The sequence below is a fragment of the Enterococcus sp. DIV0008 genome (assembly GCF_050542615.1).
Taxonomy (GTDB): domain Bacteria; phylum Bacillota; class Bacilli; order Lactobacillales; family Enterococcaceae; genus Enterococcus_D; species Enterococcus_D innesii.
In genome coordinates this window covers 2,648,380-2,668,944 of sequence record NZ_CP172937.1, presented here as the reverse complement: position 1 = coordinate 2,668,944, position 20,565 = coordinate 2,648,380, and the positions used below count along the sequence as shown (strand labels likewise).

The 20,565-nt window shown below is 42.5% G+C and carries 18 protein-coding genes; 15 read left to right on the top strand and 3 right to left on the bottom strand.

What is annotated here, in order from left to right:
- Positions 1-2: 2 nt before the first annotated feature.
- The 13 genes from IGI84_RS12535 to IGI84_RS12475 all read left to right on the top strand — a co-directional run bounded on the left by IGI84_RS12535 (position 3) and on the right by IGI84_RS12475 (position 15,649).
- The gene (locus IGI84_RS12535; protein WP_220426412.1) at positions 3-1,028 is read left to right on the top strand and encodes a LacI family DNA-binding transcriptional regulator; all 1,026 of its coding nucleotides are present in this window, start codon (positions 3-5) and stop codon (positions 1,026-1,028) included.
- A 244-nt stretch (positions 1,029-1,272) separates the two neighbouring features.
- On the top strand, positions 1,273-3,153 hold the full coding sequence (locus IGI84_RS12530) for a BglG family transcription antiterminator (protein ID WP_220426411.1): 1,881 nt from the start codon (positions 1,273-1,275) through the stop codon (positions 3,151-3,153).
- A 3-nt stretch (positions 3,154-3,156) separates the two neighbouring features.
- A complete protein-coding gene (locus tag IGI84_RS12525) occupies positions 3,157-3,942 on the top strand; it encodes a tyrosine-protein phosphatase (RefSeq protein WP_220426410.1) in 786 nt (261 codons plus the stop codon).
- A 15-nt stretch (positions 3,943-3,957) separates the two neighbouring features.
- A complete protein-coding gene (locus IGI84_RS12520; RefSeq protein WP_430600431.1) occupies positions 3,958-5,223 on the top strand; it encodes a PTS sugar transporter subunit IIC in 1,266 nt (421 codons plus the stop codon).
- A 28-nt stretch (positions 5,224-5,251) separates the two neighbouring features.
- Positions 5,252-5,551: a PTS sugar transporter subunit IIB gene (locus IGI84_RS12515; RefSeq protein WP_010749922.1), complete on the top strand. Its 300-nt coding sequence runs from the start codon at positions 5,252-5,254 to the stop codon at positions 5,549-5,551.
- A gap of 1 nt (position 5,552) precedes the next feature.
- Positions 5,553-5,894, top strand: a complete 342-nt coding sequence (locus IGI84_RS12510) for a PTS lactose/cellobiose transporter subunit IIA (protein ID WP_061053195.1) — start codon at positions 5,553-5,555, stop codon at positions 5,892-5,894.
- A 156-nt stretch (positions 5,895-6,050) separates the two neighbouring features.
- Entirely contained in the window at positions 6,051-7,391 is a 1,341-nt protein-coding gene (locus IGI84_RS12505; protein WP_086291778.1) for a hypothetical protein, read from the top strand.
- 221 nt (positions 7,392-7,612) lie between these two features.
- On the top strand, positions 7,613-8,968 hold the full coding sequence (guaD, locus tag IGI84_RS12500; protein WP_142424669.1) for a guanine deaminase: 1,356 nt from the start codon (positions 7,613-7,615) through the stop codon (positions 8,966-8,968).
- Positions 8,969-9,017: 49 nt separating this feature from the next.
- The gene (locus tag IGI84_RS12495; protein ID WP_220426531.1) at positions 9,018-10,301 is read left to right on the top strand and encodes a solute carrier family 23 protein; all 1,284 of its coding nucleotides are present in this window, start codon (positions 9,018-9,020) and stop codon (positions 10,299-10,301) included.
- A 328-nt stretch (positions 10,302-10,629) separates the two neighbouring features.
- Positions 10,630-11,247, top strand: coding sequence for a LysM peptidoglycan-binding domain-containing protein (locus IGI84_RS12490; RefSeq protein ID WP_008380639.1), 618 nt, complete (start codon positions 10,630-10,632; stop codon positions 11,245-11,247).
- 289 nt (positions 11,248-11,536) lie between these two features.
- Positions 11,537-11,938: an MmcQ/YjbR family DNA-binding protein gene (locus IGI84_RS12485; protein ID WP_259280110.1), complete on the top strand. Its 402-nt coding sequence runs from the start codon at positions 11,537-11,539 to the stop codon at positions 11,936-11,938.
- A 229-nt stretch (positions 11,939-12,167) separates the two neighbouring features.
- Entirely contained in the window at positions 12,168-13,877 is a 1,710-nt protein-coding gene (locus IGI84_RS12480) for an ABC transporter ATP-binding protein (RefSeq protein ID WP_220426407.1), read from the top strand.
- Between the two features lie 2 nt (positions 13,878-13,879).
- On the top strand, positions 13,880-15,649 hold the full coding sequence (locus IGI84_RS12475) for an ABC transporter ATP-binding protein (RefSeq protein WP_194195127.1): 1,770 nt from the start codon (positions 13,880-13,882) through the stop codon (positions 15,647-15,649).
- Between the two features lie 206 nt (positions 15,650-15,855).
- Here the strand turns inward: IGI84_RS12475 and IGI84_RS12470 are convergent, their stop codons facing one another.
- Positions 15,856-16,173, bottom strand: coding sequence for an RNHCP domain-containing protein (locus tag IGI84_RS12470; RefSeq protein WP_170920085.1), 318 nt, complete (start codon positions 16,171-16,173; stop codon positions 15,856-15,858).
- A 660-nt stretch (positions 16,174-16,833) separates the two neighbouring features.
- Positions 16,834-17,625: an L-threonylcarbamoyladenylate synthase gene (locus IGI84_RS12465; RefSeq protein ID WP_430600429.1), complete on the bottom strand. Its 792-nt coding sequence runs from the start codon at positions 17,623-17,625 to the stop codon at positions 16,834-16,836.
- 324 nt (positions 17,626-17,949) lie between these two features.
- Here IGI84_RS12465 and IGI84_RS12460 point away from each other — a divergent pair, with 324 nt between their 5' ends.
- Both IGI84_RS12460 and IGI84_RS12455 read left to right on the top strand, forming a co-directional pair.
- The gene (locus IGI84_RS12460) at positions 17,950-18,870 is read left to right on the top strand and encodes a cation transporter (protein WP_142424663.1); all 921 of its coding nucleotides are present in this window, start codon (positions 17,950-17,952) and stop codon (positions 18,868-18,870) included.
- A gap of 65 nt (positions 18,871-18,935) precedes the next feature.
- The gene (locus IGI84_RS12455) at positions 18,936-19,772 is read left to right on the top strand and encodes a YitT family protein (RefSeq protein WP_081117936.1); all 837 of its coding nucleotides are present in this window, start codon (positions 18,936-18,938) and stop codon (positions 19,770-19,772) included.
- 97 nt (positions 19,773-19,869) lie between these two features.
- On the opposite strand, the gene IGI84_RS12450 is transcribed toward IGI84_RS12455, so the two are convergent.
- Positions 19,870-20,538, bottom strand: a complete 669-nt coding sequence (locus IGI84_RS12450; RefSeq protein WP_220426406.1) for a GntR family transcriptional regulator — start codon at positions 20,536-20,538, stop codon at positions 19,870-19,872.
- Positions 20,539-20,565 lie beyond the last annotated feature (27 nt).

The window sequence follows — 20,565 nt, the reverse complement described above, 5'->3', positions numbered from 1 at the left end:
AAATGCGAACAACGATTCGCGATGTGGCAAAGGCAGCCGGTGTATCAATAGCGACTGTATCCAAAGTTTTTAACGGGTATAGTGATATCAACCGGCAAACCAAGCAAGAAATTTTAAAAATAGCGAAAGAATTAGACTATTCCCCAAACATGGCAGCAAGGACACTGTCTTCCAAGAAACAACAAACCATCGCCTTGATTTTAAATGAGTTGAATTTTAACCGAAAATCAACGATGCCTTTGGAAGTGTTGAATGGAGTTTATCGTTATACAGATCAGTCAGATTTTGAGTTTGTCTTTTATGGGACAAGTACTGAGAAACAAAAGCAAAAGACGTTTAGTCAGTTCTGCAATGAGCACAATATCACTGGTGTAGTGATCCAAGGGTTAAAAACCACCGATCCTTACTACCAGGAAGTACAGCAAACCTCTTTGCCGACAGTTCTGATTGATATGGAAATCGACAATCCTAAGATCGGCTTGGTTTCGATTGACAATGAAAAAGCGGCGCAAGAAGCTGTGGATTTTTTGATTGCCAATAATCATCGACAAATTGGCATGATCAACGGGAGTCGTGATGCCAATGTCAGTGAACTTAGAGAAAAAGGCTACCGCGCTTCTTTGGCAGCGCATGGCTTGTTAGTGAATGAGTCGTATATCCAGTACGCCAACTATGAAGAAGAAATTGCCTATTTGATTTGTAAAAATCTGTTAGAAAACAATCAAGAAATCACTGCACTGTTCTGTGCTAGTGATATTATGGCAATCGGAGCGATACGTGGAATCAAAGACATGGGCTTGCGGGTTCCTGAAGACATTTCGGTCATCGGGTTCGATGATATTATTTTGGCTAGCTACGTAACGCCTGAATTAACAACCGTTGCTCAAGATATGGAACGAATCGGTTATGAAGCAGCTGAATTACTAGCAGACATCATCACCAATCAAGCAGAAACGAGCCATCGAAAAATTAGTCCCCATCAATTAAAAGTGCGACAGTCGGTAGAGAAAATCAGCGAGGTTCGCTAAATAAAAAAGACATGACCTTCATTTAGTGAAGATCATGTCTTTTTTTGTGGAGAAGAAAACTCAAACAAATTGGTCGGTCATATGTGGCAACAACAAAGTGAAAGTCACGACCATTCGTTTTTTTGATAAGAAGCAAAGCACAAGTCAAGCAACTTCTTGTAGAAATTTCCCTTAATGAAAGGGAAGATATACCTATGGAGGTTGTTTGGGTTTGACTCTAAACTAGTAAGCGAGGGAGAGAGAGATGGAAAAATTAAGCCTATTGTTGTTAAGAACACTTTCGGAGCATGACGGTTTTATGACGAGTAAAGCGGCTGCTACCGAGTTGGGTGTTAGCAGGAAAACCGTTCGCCGTTATGCAGAAGAAATTAACCAGCATCAAGAACGATACGGTTGTATGATTCAAGCGAAAAAAGGGAGTGGGTTGTATTTACAAATAACGAACGAAGAAGCTTTTCAGCGAAGGAAAGAACAAGCGTCACACAATGACGACTTTGTTTCTAGAATTATTGAATTCTTTATTCAAGAAGAAACGTATATTAAGTCCGAAATGCTTTGCGAACGCTTATTCATTTCTCAAAGCAAGCTATCTCAAGAATTGAAAAAGCTGCGACGGATACTAAGCCATTACCAGCTCTCCATTCAAACGAAGCCGTATTACGGAATGAAACTTAGCGGCAGCGAATTTGACTTGAGACGATTTATGGCTAGTAATTATTTGCAAAGAACCCATATCAAGCAGTTAGAAGAGGGCACAATCAGCGAAGATACACCGTCGCTTCTTCACCAGCAGATAAAAGCGATCGTTTCGTCGGAGTTTTCGCAAAAAGCCTACCCCATGTCGGAGGCTATTTTGAACAATCTGGTGAATCATTTAGCGATCGCTGTCTTACGCATGCAAAGCGGCCGCTACTTAGATCGAAACCTACCGATCAGCGGCAGGACCAATGATGAACAGACATTACTAGGAGAGCGAATCATCGCCAGAATTGAAAAAGAGTGTGCTGTACATTTTACCGAATACGAGCGAAATTATGTTTTAGGGCAAATCGTTGGCAAACGAGTAGTCCCTAGAAATGAAAAGATGACTGTTTCAGATGAAGCAGCAGAATTGGTCAGCAAAATTTTAAAAGCGATCAAGGAAAGCCGCCAAATCGATTTCATTAAAGACTTGGATCTGCAAACGATGTTGATGTTGCACTTTGCTCCGCTGATCGATCGGATCGAATTGGGGATCGAGCTGAAAAATCCTTTGTTGAATGAGGTGAAGGTACACTGTAATGTCGCTTATGATTTAGCCATTATTGCCGGTCAAGTCATTGCAAAGCAATTTGAAAAGACCATCAGTGATCATGAACTCAGCTATTTGGCGATGCACTTTGATGTGGCTTTAAATAAGAAAGATTCGCAAACACAGCGCAAGTATATTTTAGTGGTCAATGACCTCGGCCGAGCGACCAATACCTTCCTTAAAGAGAAATTTGAGTTTTATTTTCGCAATTATATCAAGAAAGTCACGGTATGCAATCAATATGAATTTTTGCAAATGATCGAAGAGCAGGAGTTCGATTTTATCTTTTCTTCGATTCCACTTCCTTACGAAGGAACGATTCCTGTTATGAATGTTGATTATTTTATGCAACCGGATATGATCAAAAAGATCGAAGCCGCATTGGCTGCTGTCTTCACAGAAGAAGTGCTTTTGAACTACTTTAAGGAATCGTTATTCATCTGTGAACAAGAATTTGAAACAAAAGAAGCGGTGTTGCATTTTTTATGCCAACAAATCAAAGAACAGTATTCAATGCCTGAGAATTTTGAAACCTTAGTTTTTGAACGAGAAGCCTTTTTTGGAACCGATTTCTTGCCGTCAGTCGCTTTCCCTCATCCCAATGCACTGATTGGTTCAGAAACGGTGATTGCCGTTGCAAACTTGAAAAAGCCAGTGTTCTGGTACAAACAGACGGTTCGTCTCGTTTTCTTATTAGTGATTGCTGAACAAGATCACTTAAAAGTGAAACCGTTGAATGATCATTTGATCAAACAATGTTCTTCGTTGGATAAAGTAAACAAACTAGCTGCGACAACGGATTTTATGACGTTCATTAATTATTTAAAGGAGTAGTATATGACAAATGAAAAAGTAACCTTAGAAGGTGCGTATAATTTTCGCGATTTTGGCGGCTATCGGACCAAAGAGGGCAAATACGTAGTGACTGGAAAACTATACCGCTCAGACGAATTGAGCAAATTGACAGAAGCCGATCAGAAAAAATTAGCAGCTCTGGGAATTGAGAAAATTATTGACTACCGCAATGCCCAAGAAAGAGCAGACAATGAAGACAAACCTATTGGGAATGCTCAGATCCTTTATTTGACGCCAATTGCTGATATTGCTGCTTTAGCTTCTTCAGAAGAAGGGGAGCCAATGGCGCTTTCTTCAGAAAAAATCACCGCCGAAGTTGCAAAAGAATTGATGATTCGGCAAAATTATGAATTTGTTGAAAACAGTCAGTGCAAGACCGTTTTTAAAGAAGTATTGGACATTCATTTGGAAGCTGAAGGTGCAGTGGTTCAGCACTGCCGTGGTGGCAAAGACCGCACCGGGTATGGGGTTGCCCTGATTCAGTTACTGTTGGGTGTCAGTTATGAAGAGGTCATGGAAGATTACCTGCTGACCAACGAGTACAAAAGGGAGAAAAATACCAAGAGTCTCAAGCTGATACAAGAAGAAACGAACAACCCCGATTTTGTGGCAGCAATGCGATACTTCAAAGAAGCTGATCGGTGTTTTTTACAAACCGCTTTGGATTTGATTGAGGCTCATGGGGGGATTGAAACGTATGTAAAAGAAGAACTGGGTTTTTCACAGCAGAAAATCCAGCTGTTTAAAGATAAATACTTGCGGGATTAAGTGAAGGAGGACCTTATGAATACACTGAAAGATAAAATACTAGCTGCAGCCGTTCAAGTACAAAACAATATTTATATGAAAGCCATTGCCAATGCAATGATGGGCTTAATGCCCGTCATGATGATCAGTTCCATTGCTTCCTTGATCAATGCGATCGACATCGGGGCAACGCAACAGATAATGGAACAAATTGGTTTGAAAGCATTATTAACCCAAGTCAACGCGATGACAATCGATGTCGTTTCCGTTTATGTCGCCTTTCCAGTCGGCTATAAATTAGCCGAGCATTTAAATGCGGATCAACTAAATGCCGGTATCATGAGTTTGGTCTCATTTTTGATCTTGAGTCCGATTTCGACTTTAGAAGAAACCCGTACGATGGAGTTGTCGACCCTTGGCTCCGGTGGGATGTTTGTCGCCATGTTTGGCGGATTGTTGGGTGCCAGAATTTACATTTTATGTGTACAGAAGAATTTGATGATCAAAATGCCGGATTCGGTACCGCCGATCGTCAACAAATCCTTTGCAGCGATCGTGCCAGCAATTATTGTTTCAGCCATTATGGGCATCATTTATGTGGGCATGGCGGCAACTCCTTACGGCACGCTGACAGATATGATCTATACTTGGGTACAAGCTCCATTGACCTTGCTAGGAGCGAATATTTTTGCTTGTATGATCATTGTGGCGTTTATCGAATTTCTTTGGTTCTTTGGCATTCACGGAGTGTTGGCTGTTTATCCGATCTTGATGTTGGTCTTTTACCAACCAGGGCTTGATAATCTGGCGGCGTACAGTGCCGGCCAAGCATTACCACATTTGTTTACGATTGGGTTTATTTTGAACAATCGCGGGGCTCGTTCATTTGCAGTCGCTTTACTGGCTATTTTTGGTTGCAAATCAGAGCAGCTAAAAGCTGTTGGTAAAATTGGTTTGATCCCTTCCATGTTTGGTATTTCTGAGCCAATCAAATTTGGGATTCCTCAGGTGATGAATATCAGAATGCTGCTTCCCTTGATGTTAACACCGGCTGTTTCCGTGTTGTCAGCATATCTCTTAACAATTGTCGGCTTTTTGCCTTATCACAATGGAGTCAATATCCCAACTGGATTTCCGATTATTTTCGGTGGCTTCTTAGTGAATGGCTGGCAAGGGATCATTGCACAATTGATTCAATTTATCTTATGTGTCATCATCTACATCCCTTTTATGCGTCTGCAAGACAAAGCAGCACTCGCTGAAGAAAAGAATCTGCAAACCCAAGCGGCAGTCGTTGAGTAACAAATAACGAGAAAATGGAGGAACAATGATGAAAAAAATAGTATTAGTTTGCGCTGGCGGCATGTCTACTGGCGTCTTAGTAAATAATATGAAAAAAGCAGCGCAAGAAAAAGGAGAAACGGTGGCGATCGATGCGTTCTCTATTGAATCGGTCACGACTGCAGCAAAAGATGCTGATTGCGTACTGTTAGGACCGCAAGTTTCATACCGATTAAATGAAGTCCAAGGTTTAGTTGCTTGTCCAGCAGCCAGTATCGACATGCGCACCTATGGCATGATGGATGGAAAAAAAGCATTGGAACAAGCACTTGAACTAATAGGAGAGTAGAATGGAAGAAAAAGAACAAATTTGTTTTCAGATTATCTCGCAAGCGGGTATGGCAAGAAGTTGCTTTTTTGAAAGTATTCAAAAAGGAAGAGAAGCCCAGAATCTGGCTGCACTGCAAGCAATCGAAAAAGGAAAAGAACACTATCATGAAGCCCATTTGGCACATCGGAAGTTAGTTCAACAAGAAGCACAAGGGGACAAAGTTTGGATGTCCTTACTACTAAGTCATGCGGAAGATCTTTTGATGAGCGCAGACATCATGAGTGAGCTTGCAAAAGAGTTTCAAGGGTTGTATGAAGAAATTCAGGCAATTAAGCAAACAATTCAGTCTACTGGCTCCTAACCGAAAATCGCAATAAGAAAAAGAAACGAAGTGTCAGTCTTTTGACAACACACTTGGTTTCTTTTTGCTTAAATTTGGCACGCAAGTTGACAGGATTGCTTGAAAGTGTAGGATAGAAGAAAGATGGAACTTTAAATCAAGGCAAGGAGTCGGACGATGAAAGCTTTAAAATCCCATACCGCACTTTTGATCATTAGCAATACGATCACGATCATCCCGTATCTTTATTTCTTATCTTTGAGCAAAGAGCAGTCGCTAAGTGCAGCATTAGCCTTTGCGCTCTTTTATACCTTTCGCATGACAGGGGTCTTTTTCTTACAGACGCTAACGGCGCTTTTCGCACCATCGCTCTTAGCAGCCAGTGTCTTGATCGGCGGCGCCGGCGCATTGGTAGGTATCTTGAGCACTTGGTGGAGCGCTGCACTCTTGCCAGCTGCTGGTTTGTTGGGGATCAGTGCTTCTTGGTTGCCGCCAGCTGACCTGATGGTACGCCAAAAAGCCAAGCTCACTGAACAGCCGCTGAAAAATGATTGGAAGGAGGCGCTGTTCTTTCTTTTCGTTTTATTGTTTGCCTTACGGTTGCCTGATGACCTTCAAGGCATTGGTCTATTTGGCAGTTATCTTGCACTCTTTGTGCTGGCGGCTAAGAGTAGTCAAACCTTCAAAAACCTACCGAAAAGACCGCTGATGCAGCGCAACCAGTTATTCAACAAGCAATTTTTGTTGTATTTCTTTTTCTTTCTCTTACTGTTTGGCTTGCGAGCAGCCAGGCTGATCAAGTCGAATGCCCTCTTTGAGTGGGCGATCACTGGTTTCTTGTTTCTCTTTGCTTTGCTGCTGATCACTTTAACGAAACGCAGTAAGTCGTGGAGACAGCCGCTTCACTTGAACACCCTCACCTTTATTCGGGGAGTGATCGGTAACTTTCTTTTTCTTTTCGGCTCGGTCTATGTTACCGGTCGATTTGGGGCACAAGCGCTCAGTACTCATGTTTACTTGCCGTATGCACTGGGCCTTTTTGGCGCAATGTTTCTCGGAGGAAAACTCGCACGCTTGCTAGAAAAACAGTTAGTACCGGCGTATTTGCTTGGATTGATGGTTGGTGTTCTTCTATTTAGCAGCGATTTTTTGATCCCAATAAGTTTATTTGTCATTAGTTTCTTTAATGCGGGATTGAATCAATGGCTCACGAAACAGTATTTGGCGGCAAAACCGGAAGCAATTGAACAGCAGAGCTTAGCCAAGTATGCCACACAAAACAAAGGGAGTCTGGTACATCAATTTCTTTTGATGACACTCCTATTTGTTATTCTTCGTTTTGAACATCAGCCGCTGGCTTTCTTGTTTCAGCTATCAGGAACGACGGCAACGAATCAAACCTCAAGAATCCAAAGCTTTTTAGAGCCAGCAAAATGGGGCTCGATTGCAGGAGTACTCTGTTTGCTAGTAGGTGGACTGGTGGTATTTCGCCGACAATCAAAGAAAACAAAAGAATAAGCGTCTTTAGCAGTCACTATCTTGATTCAAGACAGTGGCTGCTTTTTTTTGAAATCGCATAAAAACCGAACGTTTATCGTTTTATCTTCCTTTATGATAGTGAATTTTATTGCACTATTTTCGAATAGCGTTAAAATAAGAACATCGTGTTAGTGAAAAAGGAACATTAAATGAACAGCTTTTTCCTGACAATGTCTTAGAGAACGGGGGAAATCAACCAAATGGCAACCATTCGCTATTTTAAAGGAGATGTTTTCCATACGCCAAGTGATGGAAAATTGGAGTATATAGAAGAAGCTTTGATTCAAGTCGATGACGCAGGGATCATCACAAAAGTCACTGCTAAAACAGATCAAGGGTATGAGTCAGAGCTGGCGAAAGCATCAGAGAATCTGCAGGCTTTATCTGAAGGCCAGTGTTTTTTACCAGGGTTTGTCGATCTGCATGTCCATGCACCACAATGGCCGCAAGCAGGGATCGCGTTAGATGAACCGTTAAATGTCTGGTTAGATGAATGCACGTTTCCGCTGGAGGCAAAATATGCCGATCCGGCATTTGCCAAAGCTGTCTATCAGGATTTGGTGGCACAGTTGTTGGCAAGAGGAACGACAACGGTTCTTTATTTTGCAACGATCCATCTAGAAGCGAGCCTTCAATTGGCGAAGATTTGTGCCGCTCTTGGTCAACGGGGATTAATCGGAAAAGTCGTTATGGACGATCCTCAAGCCAATCCTGCTTTTTATCGGGACGCATCAACAGAAGAGGCATTAGCGGATACAGAACGTTTTATTCAAGAAGTACAAGCAATCGCAAAGACCGCACCTCAAGGCGTTTATCCTGTGGTTACTCCGCGATTTGTCCCGAGCTGTACCGATGAAGGCTTGGCAGGGTTAGGCGCATTGGCTCAAAAATATGATGTCCATGTTCAGACCCACTGCAGTGAAGGGCAATGGGAACATGACTTTGTTCAAGAGCGATTTGGCAAAACGGATACCGAAGTGCTGCAAGATTTCGGCTTGTTGCGAGAAAAAGCAGTGATGGCTCATGGCAATTTCATCAGCCCAGCTGACGGCGCCCGTTTTGTCGAAACCGGTGCTGCAGTTGCGCACTGTCCCATTTCAAATGCCTACTTTGCCAATGGCGTGATCCCAATCAAGCGCTTGAAAGAGCAAGGGGTCACGATTGGTTTAGGAACGGATATCTCCGGCGGTTTTTCACCGAGTTTGTATGACAACATCAAACAAGCTGTGATGTCTTCGCGAATGTTAGAAGATGGTGTAGACGTCACGCTTCCCCAAAACACACGAGGAGTAGCCGATTCTCGTATATCCGTGATCGATGCGTTCTCATTGGCGACAAAAGGCGGCGGTGAGGCACTGAAATTACCAGTAGGTGTCATCAAAGAAGGTTATGCGTTTGATGTGCAAATGATCGATACGCGCCAAAAAGAAAATCCTTTGCCTGACTTCGGTGTGTTCACCTCACCCGAAGCAAGATTACAAAAAATCCTGTACTTAGCAACGATGCAAAATATTCGCCAAGTCTGGGTCCAAGGAAAAAAAGTACACGAAAAATGAGGAGAATGAGACAGTGGAATCAACGAAAAACAAACATTTAACGATCGGAATGAATGAAGACATTCCCTTTGGTCAAGCAGTACTATTAGGATTGCAGCATGTGTTGGCAATGGACGTGTATGTGCCGCCATTTATTATCGCAACGGCGGTGGCGATGTCCTCTTCAGACGCATCAGGTTTGATCCAATCGACCTTTTTAGGAGCAGGGATCGCTTCTTTGATCCAAGTCCTCTTTTTCTTGAAATTACCCGTATGTCAAGGGCCATCCTTTGTCCCCGTTGGAGCGATCATCGGTATTTATTTTGGTGCCAACGGCATGGACACGGTGTTAGGAGCCAGCATCGTTGGTGCCGCAGCAGTCATTTTACTAGGTTTTACGGGCATCTATAAGTATATCGTTCGTCGTTTTATTCCTACGATCGTCAGTGGAACGATCATTATGATCGTTGGGTTGACCTTGCTGCCAACGGCATTTACTAGCAATATCTATCCTGCCACTGAAACACTAAGTGCCAATCAAAACATGTTGTTAGCTGCGATTACTGCGGCGATTTTGATCTTGTTTTCCATGTTAGGTGATTATTTTCCGGGAATGGGAAAATACTTCCGGATCAGTTCGGTCATTATTGCATTGGTTATCGGTACCGTGATTGCTTCCTTTATGGGGGGCGTTGATTTTCAGTCGGTGGCGGATGCTTCTTTCTTTAGTCTGCCAAAACTGGTATTTCTAAACTATGGCCTGCACTTTGATGTTTCAGCGATCTTAACGATGCTAGTGATCTATATGGTGCTCCTAGCAGAAACAACAGGTACTTGGTATGCGGTCAGCTCTGTGACAGAAGAACCTGTTACAGATGAACAGATCAATAAAGGCGTGATCGGTGAAGGGTTAGGCTGCTTGGTTGCCGCCTTAGTAGGAACGACCCCTGTGACTGGTTATTCTACCAATGCAGGGATCATTTCGATCACAGGGGTTGCTAGTAAAAAAGTCTTTGTGATGGCATCCGTCTGGTTTATCCTATTGTCCTTTATGGGAAAACTTTCAGCCTTGATTCATGCAGTACCTTCTGCTGTCATCGGTGGCGTGTTCGCGGTCGTCTGTGTCATTATTTTGTTGAGCGGCTTTCGGGTCATTAAGAATGAAGAGTTTTCCGAGCGGGAGTTGTATATTATCGGGGTACCGTTGATTATTGCCATCGGCTTGTTGTTTATGCCAGCAGAAATCAAAGAATCTGCGCCTCAATTCTTACAATATTTATTAGATTCACCGATTGCTTTAAGCGCTATTGCGGCGATCGTCATGAATAAATTGATCCCAGTGAAGAAAAAATAGGAAGTAAATGAGGAATGAGACCTTGTCTCGTTCCTTCTTTTGTTACAATCCTGTGTAAAAAGAGGGTTTTTTGTAATATAGGAAAGGTTTTCTAAGGTTAACTGGTTTACCTAAAAACAAAATAACTGTAATGTTAAAAATTACAGCAGAGAAAAACTTGATATGATAGTCTTTTTCAATTCTTACGAAACGTAAGGCAACTGTCGTTTTCGTAATCATCTGTAATGATTTTTTTACCTATGAAATATTCTTCGGTGTTAGACTTGTTTATGCGCTTGAGTCATCTCAAATGACGCAAAATGAGTTTCAAAGAAGGAGATTTAATTATATGAAGTCTTTAAAAACTGTTTTACTTAGTACAGCTGTCCTTGCCGGTTTCGGCCTTTTCTTAGGTGGGAAAGACGCCTTTGCAGACGAACAATACACTGTTCAATCTGGTGATACATTATCAACAATCGCTACTAACTTTTATGGTTATAGCTCTGATGATACGATCAATGCGATCGTTGAAGCAAACGAGATTGCTGATAAAAACTTGATTTTTGTTGGGGAAGCATTGATCATCCCTACAGATGGCACTGCAACTTATACAGAATCTGCAAACACGACTGCTGCAGCAAGTGTCCAACAACCAAGTGAACCAGCAGCTTCACAATCAAGCAACACACAATCTGCTGCTGCAAGCACTCAAAGCAGCTCAAGCTATAGCTCTTCAGCTAGCGGCTCAGAAGCTTCAGCAAAAGAATGGATCGCAAACAAAGAATCTGGTGGTTCTTACACAGCGACAAACGGACAATACTACGGTCGTTACCAATTAACCAACTCTTACTTAAATGGTGACTATTCAGCTGCTAACCAAGAAAAGGTTGCCGATGAATATGTAGCATCACGTTATGGTTCTTGGTCTGCTGCCAAAGCATTCTGGGAAGCAAATGGTTGGTACTAAGATTCTAAAATGAATCTTGTCCATGACATCTAGTAATCAATTGCCCTTATTGGCGAGTACATCTTACTCGCTGATGAGGGCTTTTTTTGTATCTTCTGAGAGAGATGAATGAATGTAACGCCGCATGCAACTCTCAAGAGTCATTTTCAGGCGACATGCCATTGATAAAAAATCCCTTTTTACACGGCAACCATGTATAATAGTAGGAAGTAGAGCAGAAGGCGATTCAATCTGTCAAAAATTGAGACAGAAAATGACGGTTTTGATAGTAGAAAGTGAGGGGCACACAATGAGTACATCGATTGAAGAAAAAATTGCACAAAAAATGCAGCGATTTCAAGCATTTGGGGAAAGCTTGCCGGGAGCCAAAGTCTATTACCGCGAAGATTGGGATGCAATCTACTTTGATTTAGTAGGAAAACAGTTTGGGATCATGAGTCCGCAAGCAGAAGAAACAGCGTTTTTGACTTTGAAAAATCTGCCCGAGGTCAACGAAACGCTGCGAGAGCAATTTCCTGACGTCATCATTCCGGGGTATTATGCCAATAAGACCCATTGGAATACCATCAAGTTGGCATCTGATGCCTTGATGGAAGAAAACATCGAACAAATGATTTTGGTTTCCTACGATCTAGTCAAACAAAAACTGACAAAAAAACAAAAAAGTGAGCTGGAAAACAGCGAATCGTAAGTCAAAGATTTAGCGACAGAAAATAAGGAAGACCCTCTTGAGGATCATCATAATCCCTTTATTATTCGTTATTTTCGCCAACGTTTATGCAATATTTTCAAAGAGCTTTCATGAAAGCTCTTTTTGTTTTATTTGTTCGCTTGTTTCTAGTCGTGATCCATGGTAAATTGTTGTGCAACCGAAATTTTTTGGCAGTCTTTTCTGCTAAACACAAAGGAGTGGTACGTATATGGATCTGGTCTTACGCCATGTCAAAAAGTACAAAGCGGCAACCAGCATTGCCTTATTATCGGTCATTTTAATGGTCGTTGCTGCATTATGGCAGCCAAAGCTCTTGCAGCAAGTGCTAGAATCAATTATTACCGAAAACAATGATGAAATGAAAAAAATTGGTGTGCAGCTGATTGGGCTAGCATTGCTAGGCCTTGTTGCAGGGATCATCAACACGATTTTTTCTGCGAAAGTGGCGCAAGGCGTTAGTGCCGATATTCGGGAAGAGATGTTTCGGAAAATCCAGACATTCTCATTTGGTAATATCGAAACCTTCTCGGCAGGAAACCTAGTGGTGCGCTTGACCAATGACATCACGCAAATTCAAAACTTAGTGATGATCTCGCTGCAATCGTTGTTTCGCATCCCGTTCTTATTTATCGGTGCCTTCATTTTGGCGATGACAACCATGCCACAACTTTGGTGGATCATCGTCTTACTGATTATCGCTGTTCTAGTGATTACGGCACTCTCCTTTACACGGATGGGGAAACACTTTATGATCATCCAAAACTTGATCGATAAAATCAACGGGATCGCCAAAGAAAATTTGATGGGGATTCGTGTGGTGAAATCCTTTGTCCAAGAAGACAACCAACTGCAAGGCTTTTCCAAAGTCAGTGAAACGTTAACGAAGCATAATATTATTGTAGGAACCCTGTTCTCTGTAATGATCCCCTCCTTTATGCTGGCGGCCAACTTAGCAGTGGTCGGCGCGATTTTCTTTGTCAGTGATCTAGCGAAAGATGACCCAACCTTGATTGGGGGAATTGCCTCATTCATGAACTATTTGATGCAAATTATGATGGCGATCATTATCGGCGGCATGATGATGATGATGACATCACGGGCTGCAGTTTCCCTAAAACGGATCAAAGAGATTCTAGATACCGAACCAGATCTGCAATACCAAGATGTCCCAGAACAAGAATTGTCTGGAAGTGTCGCTTTTGAAAACGTCAGCTTCCGTTACCCTGGGGATGAAAAAAATGCCCTAACGGATATCAGTTTTACCATCAAACCTGGCGAAATGATTGGGATCGTAGGAGCGACTGGTGCCGGCAAATCAACACTGGCGCAGCTGATTCCCCGTTTGTTTGACCCAACGGAAGGTATCGTGCGGGTTGGCGGCGTTGACCTAAAAGAAGTCAATGAACAAAGCTTGCGTAAAACGGTCGCCTTTGTCTTGCAAAAAGCGATCCTCTTTTCAGGAACGATTGCCCAAAACTTGCGGCAAGGGAAAAAAGATGCTTCAGAGTCTGAGATGTCTCGGGCAACAGAAATCGCCCAAGCCAGTGAATTTATTCAAAAATTGACAGCGGGTTTTGAAGCGCCGGTCTCCGAGCGCAGCAGCAATTTTTCTGGAGGACAAAAGCAACGCTTATCGATTTCTCGAGGCGTGATCGGTGAACCGAAAATTTTGATTTTGGATGATAGTACGAGTGCATTAGATGCGCGTTCGGAAAAGTTGGTTCGCGAAGCGTTTGAAAAACAATTAAAAGACACGACAACGATCATTATCGCGCAAAAGATTGCCTCTGTTGTGAAAGCCGACCGTATCTTCGTTTTAGATAATGGACGTCTGGTTGGTGAAGGAAGCCATGAATTTTTAGCCAATAACAATGCCATCTATCAAGAAATCTTCGCAACACAGAAAGGAGAGGAGTAACCATGACAGATTTGTTCAAAGCGAGTAAATTTTTCTATCATTACTTAAAACAATACAAGTGGTCGTTTCTATTCATTTTTGTAACGGTGATTCTGGCAACGTATCTGCAAGTGCAAGCACCAGTTTTTGTCGGAGAAGCGTTCCAAGAGTTGGCGAATTATGTTGGTGGTTTGATGCAAGGGGTCGATGATAAATCGGCTTTTCTATCAATCATTTGGAAATTGTTGATTTTTTATGTCTTAGCCAGTGCAGCCAATTTTGTTTATAGTATCTTGTTCACGCAAGTGGTGGGAAAATCAACCAACAGAATGCGGATCGGCTTATTCAATAAACTGGAAAAATTGACAATCAAATTCTTTGATTCCCATCAAGACGGTGATATTTTGAGCCGTTTCACCAGTGACTTGGATAACATCCAAAACAGTCTGAACCAAGCATTGTTGCAAGTGCTGACCAATGTAGTCTTAATGGTGGGAATCTTGATCATGATGTTCCGTCAAAACGTTGAATTGGCATGGGCAACGATTGCTTCTACCCCGATTGCGGTGTTGATCGCGGTGATCGTGATCCAAAAAGCCCGCAAATATGTCGATCTGCAGCAAGATGAAGTCGGAAAATTAAACGGCTATATCGATGAAAAAATCAGTGGTCAACGAATCATCATCACCAATGGACTGCAAGAAGAAACCATCGACGGTTTCTTGGTCCACAACCAACAAGTCCGCGAAGCTACCTACAAAGGGCAAGTCTACTCTGGGCTGCTTTTCCCCTTGATGCAAGGGATGTCCTTGTTGAACACGGCAATCGTGATTTTCTTTGGTGGCTGGTTAGCATTGAACGGTGACTTAGAACGTTCCGTTGCTTTAGGATTAGTTGTGACCTTTGTCCAGTATTCACAGCAATATTACCAACCATTGATGCAGATCTCTTCTGGTTACAGCATGATTCAGTTGGCGATCACCGGTGCGCGCAGAATCAATGAAATGTTTGATGAACCTGATGAAATCAAACCAAAAGACGGGATCAAAGTGAAGGGCATCAAAGAGGCGGTTGCTTTGAATCATGTGGACTTTGGGTATGACAGTCAAAAATTGGTCCTAAAAGATGTCTCGATCACGGTCAACAAAGGCGAAATGGTCGCATTGGTCGGGCCGACGGGTTCAGGAAAAACGACCATCATGAACTTGTTGAATCGGTTCTATGATGTGAATGGTGGTTCTGTGACCTTTGATGGCATCGACATCCGGGAGCTAGACTTGGATCTGCTGCGTTCTCAAGTGGGGATCGTTTTGCAAGAATCCGTGTTGTTCTCAGGGACGATTCGTGAAAACATTGCTTTTGGGAAACCAGAAGCGACTGAAGCCGAAGTCATTGCAGCAGCGAAACAAGCCAATATCCATGAGTTTGTTATGACGTTGGAAAAAGGCTATGACACGGAGATCACCGAAGAGAACAATCTTTTCAGTACTGGTCAAAAACAATTGATGAGTATTGCCCGAACGATTTTGACCAATCCAGAATTGTTGATTTTGGATGAAGCCACCAGTAACGTTGATACCGTGACTGAAGCGAAAATTCAACGAGCAATGGATGAAGCAATCAAAGGACGAACCAGTTTTGTGATCGCCCATCGCTTGAAGACGATTTTGAATGCCGATCGCATCGTTGTCTTGAAGGACGGCGAAGTCATTGAAGAAGGCAATCACCATCAGTTGGTGGCGGCTGACGGCTTTTATGCAGAACTGTATCACAATCAATTCGTTTTTGAATAAGCGCAAACCAACGTAAACTCATTAAGAAGACACTAGCAGGACAGCCCGCAATTTCGTCAACCAATCGACGAAACAGCGGGCTGTTTTTTAGGTTAGAGTAAGCGCTTCTTATGACCACAATGTCTATGAGCAGTTAGTGGTATAAGGGGTCCGTTGTTCTGATAACCAAAAAAAGACCAGCCTGAAGCATGGTCTTCTTTGGTTTTTTAGTGATACGCAGCGGTTTGTGCCAACCACTCAATAAAATGGTCTGGCTGTTGCGTATCCTGTGCCACGATATTCCACTGCTGGTTTTTGCAACGAGTGCATTCATGCAGCAGCTGATAGCCTTTTTGGGAATGTTGGCGATAGTCGATCGGTCGCATCAGGCCATGGCAAGTATTTTGACGATCACCCGGGCGAATATCCACGTGTAACGAGTAGAGGCATTGGGGACAATGGTTGCGGTACGAACCATTGGTCAAGGGGGCAACAGGCGTACTGCAGTTTTTACAAACAAAGGTCGTGTTTTCATCTTTTCTCATTTTGCTTTCCTCCAAAAGAATGATTTCTTTTGAGAGAAAAGGGTTCCGTTCGTTCTTCATCAGGCTTCTTTGGCTAGGGACACATTCACCGTCCGTAACGATTACTTCTGCTTCCAGCTTCATGCGATTTCGCAATCCGTACCACGCTTAGTTTTTTTGTTTTGTGCTAAGCACTGTGTTGCGGCAGCCCACAACCCAGCAGTAAGTGTAGTCCAAAGTCACTGTCATTGGCGTCGTCCCCTAGAAAGCAATTGAGGAATGCTTTTTCATAGAGTCCCTCCTATGTGTTTATGAGGGTATTATAGCAGAGAAAGAATTGGAATTCTAAAATAGATAAAAATATTGATCCTAATTATGGATTCGTTTTTCGTAAAAAATATAATGATTTATATATAATGCTCATATTTTTTGTATAAGTAGATAGCTTCCAGTTGAATTTTATTTATAAAAGAAGAGACACTGATTCATAGCATGGAGAAAGGGTAATTGAATGAAAGGAATGCCATGAGGTCTTCCGCTAACTAGAAAGCTGAAGATTCAAACGGAACAGTAGCAAAAAATGTATGGGACGCGATAGAAAAACCGAAGAACGAGCTGAGCGTTTTTCCTTGAAAAGGAGGCAGCTAGCTGGTTCTTCGGTTCTTTGTTGACGATGAAAGATTAATAGTACTCCCCGTGGCGATAGTCCCATGAGTTGAACTGATCAGAAAGGTACATTTGGATTTTTTCAACATCGAGTCCTTTACGGATCAAGACAGGTGCTGGCGTGATGGAGCGTTGGTCTCCTTGCTCTGGAATCAAGTTGCCGTCTTGGTCAACGAAAGAAACCATGACTCCTTGCTCATAGCGGGTTTCCAGCGTTTTATCTGGTTGGATCGATGCAACATAGTCGTTTCCTTCGATGATCAGATCGGCTTCTTGAGCGATTTGTTCACCGATCCCTTCAACAAGTCCACGATTTCCTTTGCCTGAAGGGTTCGCTGAGCTGGCGAAAAGCAATTTCTTTTTTTGATCCCAAAGTTCTTTTGAGATCTGCTCACCAGGGACACCGAATTTGATCACGAAACAGCTAGTTCCCCGAACGTCCGTCATCAATTCTTCTGAGCCATCGTTTGTGATATAGGCTTTTCCTGATTCTTTCCAAGGCAAAATCGCACCGAATAACACGTCATTGTTCCAACACGTTTCATAAACAGCGGCGGTTTCCGTATTTAATTCAGCTAGTTCGTGTAGCTGCTCCAATGAGCTGCAAAGAACGACACCTGGTTTATTACGTTTGCGATTCTTTGCCGAAAACTTGCGTTCCAGCCCTTTTTTATCAGAGACGGCAATAATATAGCCGACTTTGGTGGGGCAGACGATCACTTTGCCTTCTTCATTCAAATAGTTGATCGCTCGTTGGTTAGGTTCTCCTGTCCATGGGACTTGTTTTGCTTCATTCACTCTCTTCATCCTCCCTGTCTTCCAATGAATCGCCGTTATGAAAAATATAACGGAATATTCTGAAAATTCTGATTGAATATGGTTACCCTTGATGATAAGGGAATCAATCTGCGTAGTCAAGGGGATTTACACCAGAATGTAAAAAGAATAGGCCGGGGAAATCGAGTATCTGTAACGAGGACTAGGAAGAATGAGTGACAGCAACACTATTTTTTTCCGCTTTGTATGAAAAAAATGACTGTTTTTTATGTTATTTATATGGGAAGATAGGCTTATAGATAGAAGAATGCAATCAAATTGATAGTTTTTTTGAAAAAAAGAAAGAGGAATATCATGAGTGAAAAGAAAAAAATACGCAAGCTCTTGCTGGCATCGATTGTCGCTGGAAGTATCTATGGCGGCGGTGCCTTGCTTTTTGGGTTACTGGTCAGTTATAACGTTCTCTTGTTAGATGGAGTTTATACATTGATTGGTGCAGTGATGTCGCTGATTGCTTTATATGTAGCAAAGTATATCCAAGCCCAAGATTTTGAACGTTTCCCATTCGGTAAAGAGGCATTGATGCCATTAGTGGTATTTATTCAATATAGTATCATCCTGCTGATCTCAATTTATGGGATTATTGAGTCTGCCTTTAGTTTGTTACACGTTAGTGACGGCATGATTGATCCAATCGGTTTGTATTTCTCACTGGTTGGTACGATCTACTGTTTCTCTTTTTACTTGTACTTAAAAAAGAAACCACTGACTCATCCCTTTTATTGGGTGGAACTAGAACAATGGCGTTTCGGCTTTTTCTTTAGTCTGGGTGTTGTCGGTTCGTTCCTTGTGTCCTGGCTGATCCAAGCCAGTCCCTATGGAAATTTCGCAATGTATGTCGACCCAATCATCTCCATCGGGATCACCTTGTTCTTTATTCAGCTTTCGATTAAAGAGTTGAAAGCGGCCATTCTGGAATTGACTTCTTCAACACCGAAAGAAGAACTACGAGAGTCCATCATGACGATCGTTGAAAAAGAATTGCGCGCAGAAGAAGTGGTGGACTTTGTGTTACGTACCGCCAAAGTCGGCAATCAAGTCATTGTGGAATTAGATGTGGTGATTTTACCTGCCAGTCCTCTCGATACAGTTGGGCGGCAAGATCCCTTGCGAGAACGGTTGAATCAAGCAATCAGCCGACAGATATCCGGTTATTCCCTCTGGCTAAACATAAATTTTGTCGGAGACATCAAATGGGCGTATAGTGAGGAGTAAGAATGGCTGCTAGGCGGTCACTGACGGAATCAACTTGTGAAAATGACAAAGAAAAGAGGAAACAAATGACAATTCTGAAAACTTATGGAAAAATTACCGCAGCACTTTTTTTGCTAGCGGCAAGCATCAATTTATTTTTAGGCCCGCATCATGTGGCAGCTGGCGGTGTCAGCGGAATCGGTATTTTATTAGAGTCAGCACTCGGTTGGGATCGAGCGGCTGTTATTATGGTGTTGAATATTTTTATGCTTATTCTGGCCTATGCTTTCTTAGGGAAGGGGCCTTTTCTGAAAGTCCTCTATGGTAGTTTTGCTTTTCCAGTAGCAATTGCTTTAGTCCCAGAATATATGGTGGCTGAAGATCGGCTGCTTTCCGTGATATTTGGCAGTGCGATTTTTGCTCTAGGTGTAGCGATTTTGTACAAAAATCAATCTTCCAGCGGCGGCACAACGATTCCACCGCTGATTTTCAAGAAATACTTTAATTTGAATCCAGCGATTGGCTTGCTGGCGACCGATGCGATCGTTGTTTCCATGAACTTGTTCGTTTTCGGGTTTGAAGAGTTCTTGTTTGCGATATTATCGATCGTGATCACCTCTGGTGTGATGACCTACATTGAAACGGGCTTTAACCGGAAGAAATCCATCATGATCTTAAGTGAGAACCACGTGAATGAGATTCGAGAAGCGGTCTTTGATAAAACAGCTCGTGGTGCCACTCTATTGGCTGCCCAAGGCGGTTACCAGCAAGCCGACAAGCAAGTGTTGCTGATCGTGGCCAGCGACCAAGAGTTTATGCAGATCAGACAAATCATTGAGACCATTGACCCCAAAGCGTTTGTGATCGTCAATAATGTCTCAGAAGTACTGGGCCAAGGCTTTAGTTATCACCCAATCGAATGAGCGTATTCTCGCTTGTTCAGCGTATGAAACCACCCTCGTCAAGTAGGCTATCTACTCGACGAGGGTGGTTTTTAGGGTCCATGATTTTCAAATAGCTTTACTCCGTAAAGTAATCGGGAAAGGCCTTTTCCACAAAAATCAAATCGTTATCAATGACATCAATGTGTTGTCCGACCAAGGGAGCAATTTTGGCTTGGTCTTTTTCTTTTAAAGTGGCTAAGATTTCTTCGTGATCCCGCAAAATAATTTCCCAAGACAATTCCTCCACCTCTAAACGTAAGAAGCGGAAGCGATTTAAAGGCAGATTGATCGTTTGTAGCCAATTCCAGACATTTTCTTTGTCGGCGATTTTATAAATCAACTGATGGAAGGCCTCGTCGAGTTGGAAAAACTCGATTTCATCCTTCAATTGGGCATAGGTCCGCTGCAAAATAACGAGTTTTTCTAGTTCTTTCAGCTGTTCTTCTGTAACGGCTTGGCAGGCAGCTACGAATACTTCTTTTTCAAGCGTCTCTCTGACAAAACGAGATTCTTCAATTTGTTTGATACTGATTTTAGAAATATAGGTGCCGCTTTGGGGAACGACATGGATCAGTGCTTCACGGCGCAGACGAATAATTGCTTCACGGATCGGCGTCCTGCCAATGGTTAGCCGTTGCTCCAATTCCTTTTCAGATATTTTTTGACCGGGAATCAGTTTGGCGGTTAAGATCAACTCTTTGATTGATTCATAAGCTTGTGATTGAAAATTTGTAGGGTTCAACATAAACGCTTCTTTCTGTATCAGGCATTC

Bases quoted from the DNA above. Each gene is read 5' to 3' on its own strand.
- IGI84_RS12535 (WP_220426412.1), top strand. From the start codon at position 3: ATGCGAACAACGATTCGCGATGTGGCAAAGGCAGCCGGTGTATCAATA.
- IGI84_RS12530 (WP_220426411.1), top strand. From the start codon at position 1,273: ATGGAAAAATTAAGCCTATTGTTGTTAAGAACACTTTCGGAGCATGAC.
- IGI84_RS12525 (WP_220426410.1), top strand. From the start codon at position 3,157: ATGACAAATGAAAAAGTAACCTTAGAAGGTGCGTATAATTTTCGCGAT.
- IGI84_RS12520 (WP_430600431.1), top strand. From the start codon at position 3,958: ATGAATACACTGAAAGATAAAATACTAGCTGCAGCCGTTCAAGTACAA.
- IGI84_RS12515 (WP_010749922.1), top strand. From the start codon at position 5,252: ATGAAAAAAATAGTATTAGTTTGCGCTGGCGGCATGTCTACTGGCGTC.
- IGI84_RS12510 (WP_061053195.1), top strand. From the start codon at position 5,553: ATGGAAGAAAAAGAACAAATTTGTTTTCAGATTATCTCGCAAGCGGGT.
- IGI84_RS12505 (WP_086291778.1), top strand. From the start codon at position 6,051: ATGAAAGCTTTAAAATCCCATACCGCACTTTTGATCATTAGCAATACG.
- guaD (WP_142424669.1), top strand. From the start codon at position 7,613: ATGGCAACCATTCGCTATTTTAAAGGAGATGTTTTCCATACGCCAAGT.
- IGI84_RS12495 (WP_220426531.1), top strand. From the start codon at position 9,018: ATGAATGAAGACATTCCCTTTGGTCAAGCAGTACTATTAGGATTGCAG.
- IGI84_RS12490 (WP_008380639.1), top strand. From the start codon at position 10,630: ATGAAGTCTTTAAAAACTGTTTTACTTAGTACAGCTGTCCTTGCCGGT.
- IGI84_RS12485 (WP_259280110.1), top strand. From the start codon at position 11,537: ATGAGTACATCGATTGAAGAAAAAATTGCACAAAAAATGCAGCGATTT.
- IGI84_RS12480 (WP_220426407.1), top strand. From the start codon at position 12,168: ATGGATCTGGTCTTACGCCATGTCAAAAAGTACAAAGCGGCAACCAGC.
- IGI84_RS12475 (WP_194195127.1), top strand. From the start codon at position 13,880: ATGACAGATTTGTTCAAAGCGAGTAAATTTTTCTATCATTACTTAAAA.
- IGI84_RS12470 (WP_170920085.1), bottom strand. From the start codon at position 16,173: ATGAGAAAAGATGAAAACACGACCTTTGTTTGTAAAAACTGCAGTACG.
- IGI84_RS12465 (WP_430600429.1), bottom strand. From the start codon at position 17,625: ATGAAGAGAGTGAATGAAGCAAAACAAGTCCCATGGACAGGAGAACCT.
- IGI84_RS12460 (WP_142424663.1), top strand. From the start codon at position 17,950: ATGAGTGAAAAGAAAAAAATACGCAAGCTCTTGCTGGCATCGATTGTC.
- IGI84_RS12455 (WP_081117936.1), top strand. From the start codon at position 18,936: ATGACAATTCTGAAAACTTATGGAAAAATTACCGCAGCACTTTTTTTG.
- IGI84_RS12450 (WP_220426406.1), bottom strand. From the start codon at position 20,538: ATGTTGAACCCTACAAATTTTCAATCACAAGCTTATGAATCAATCAAA.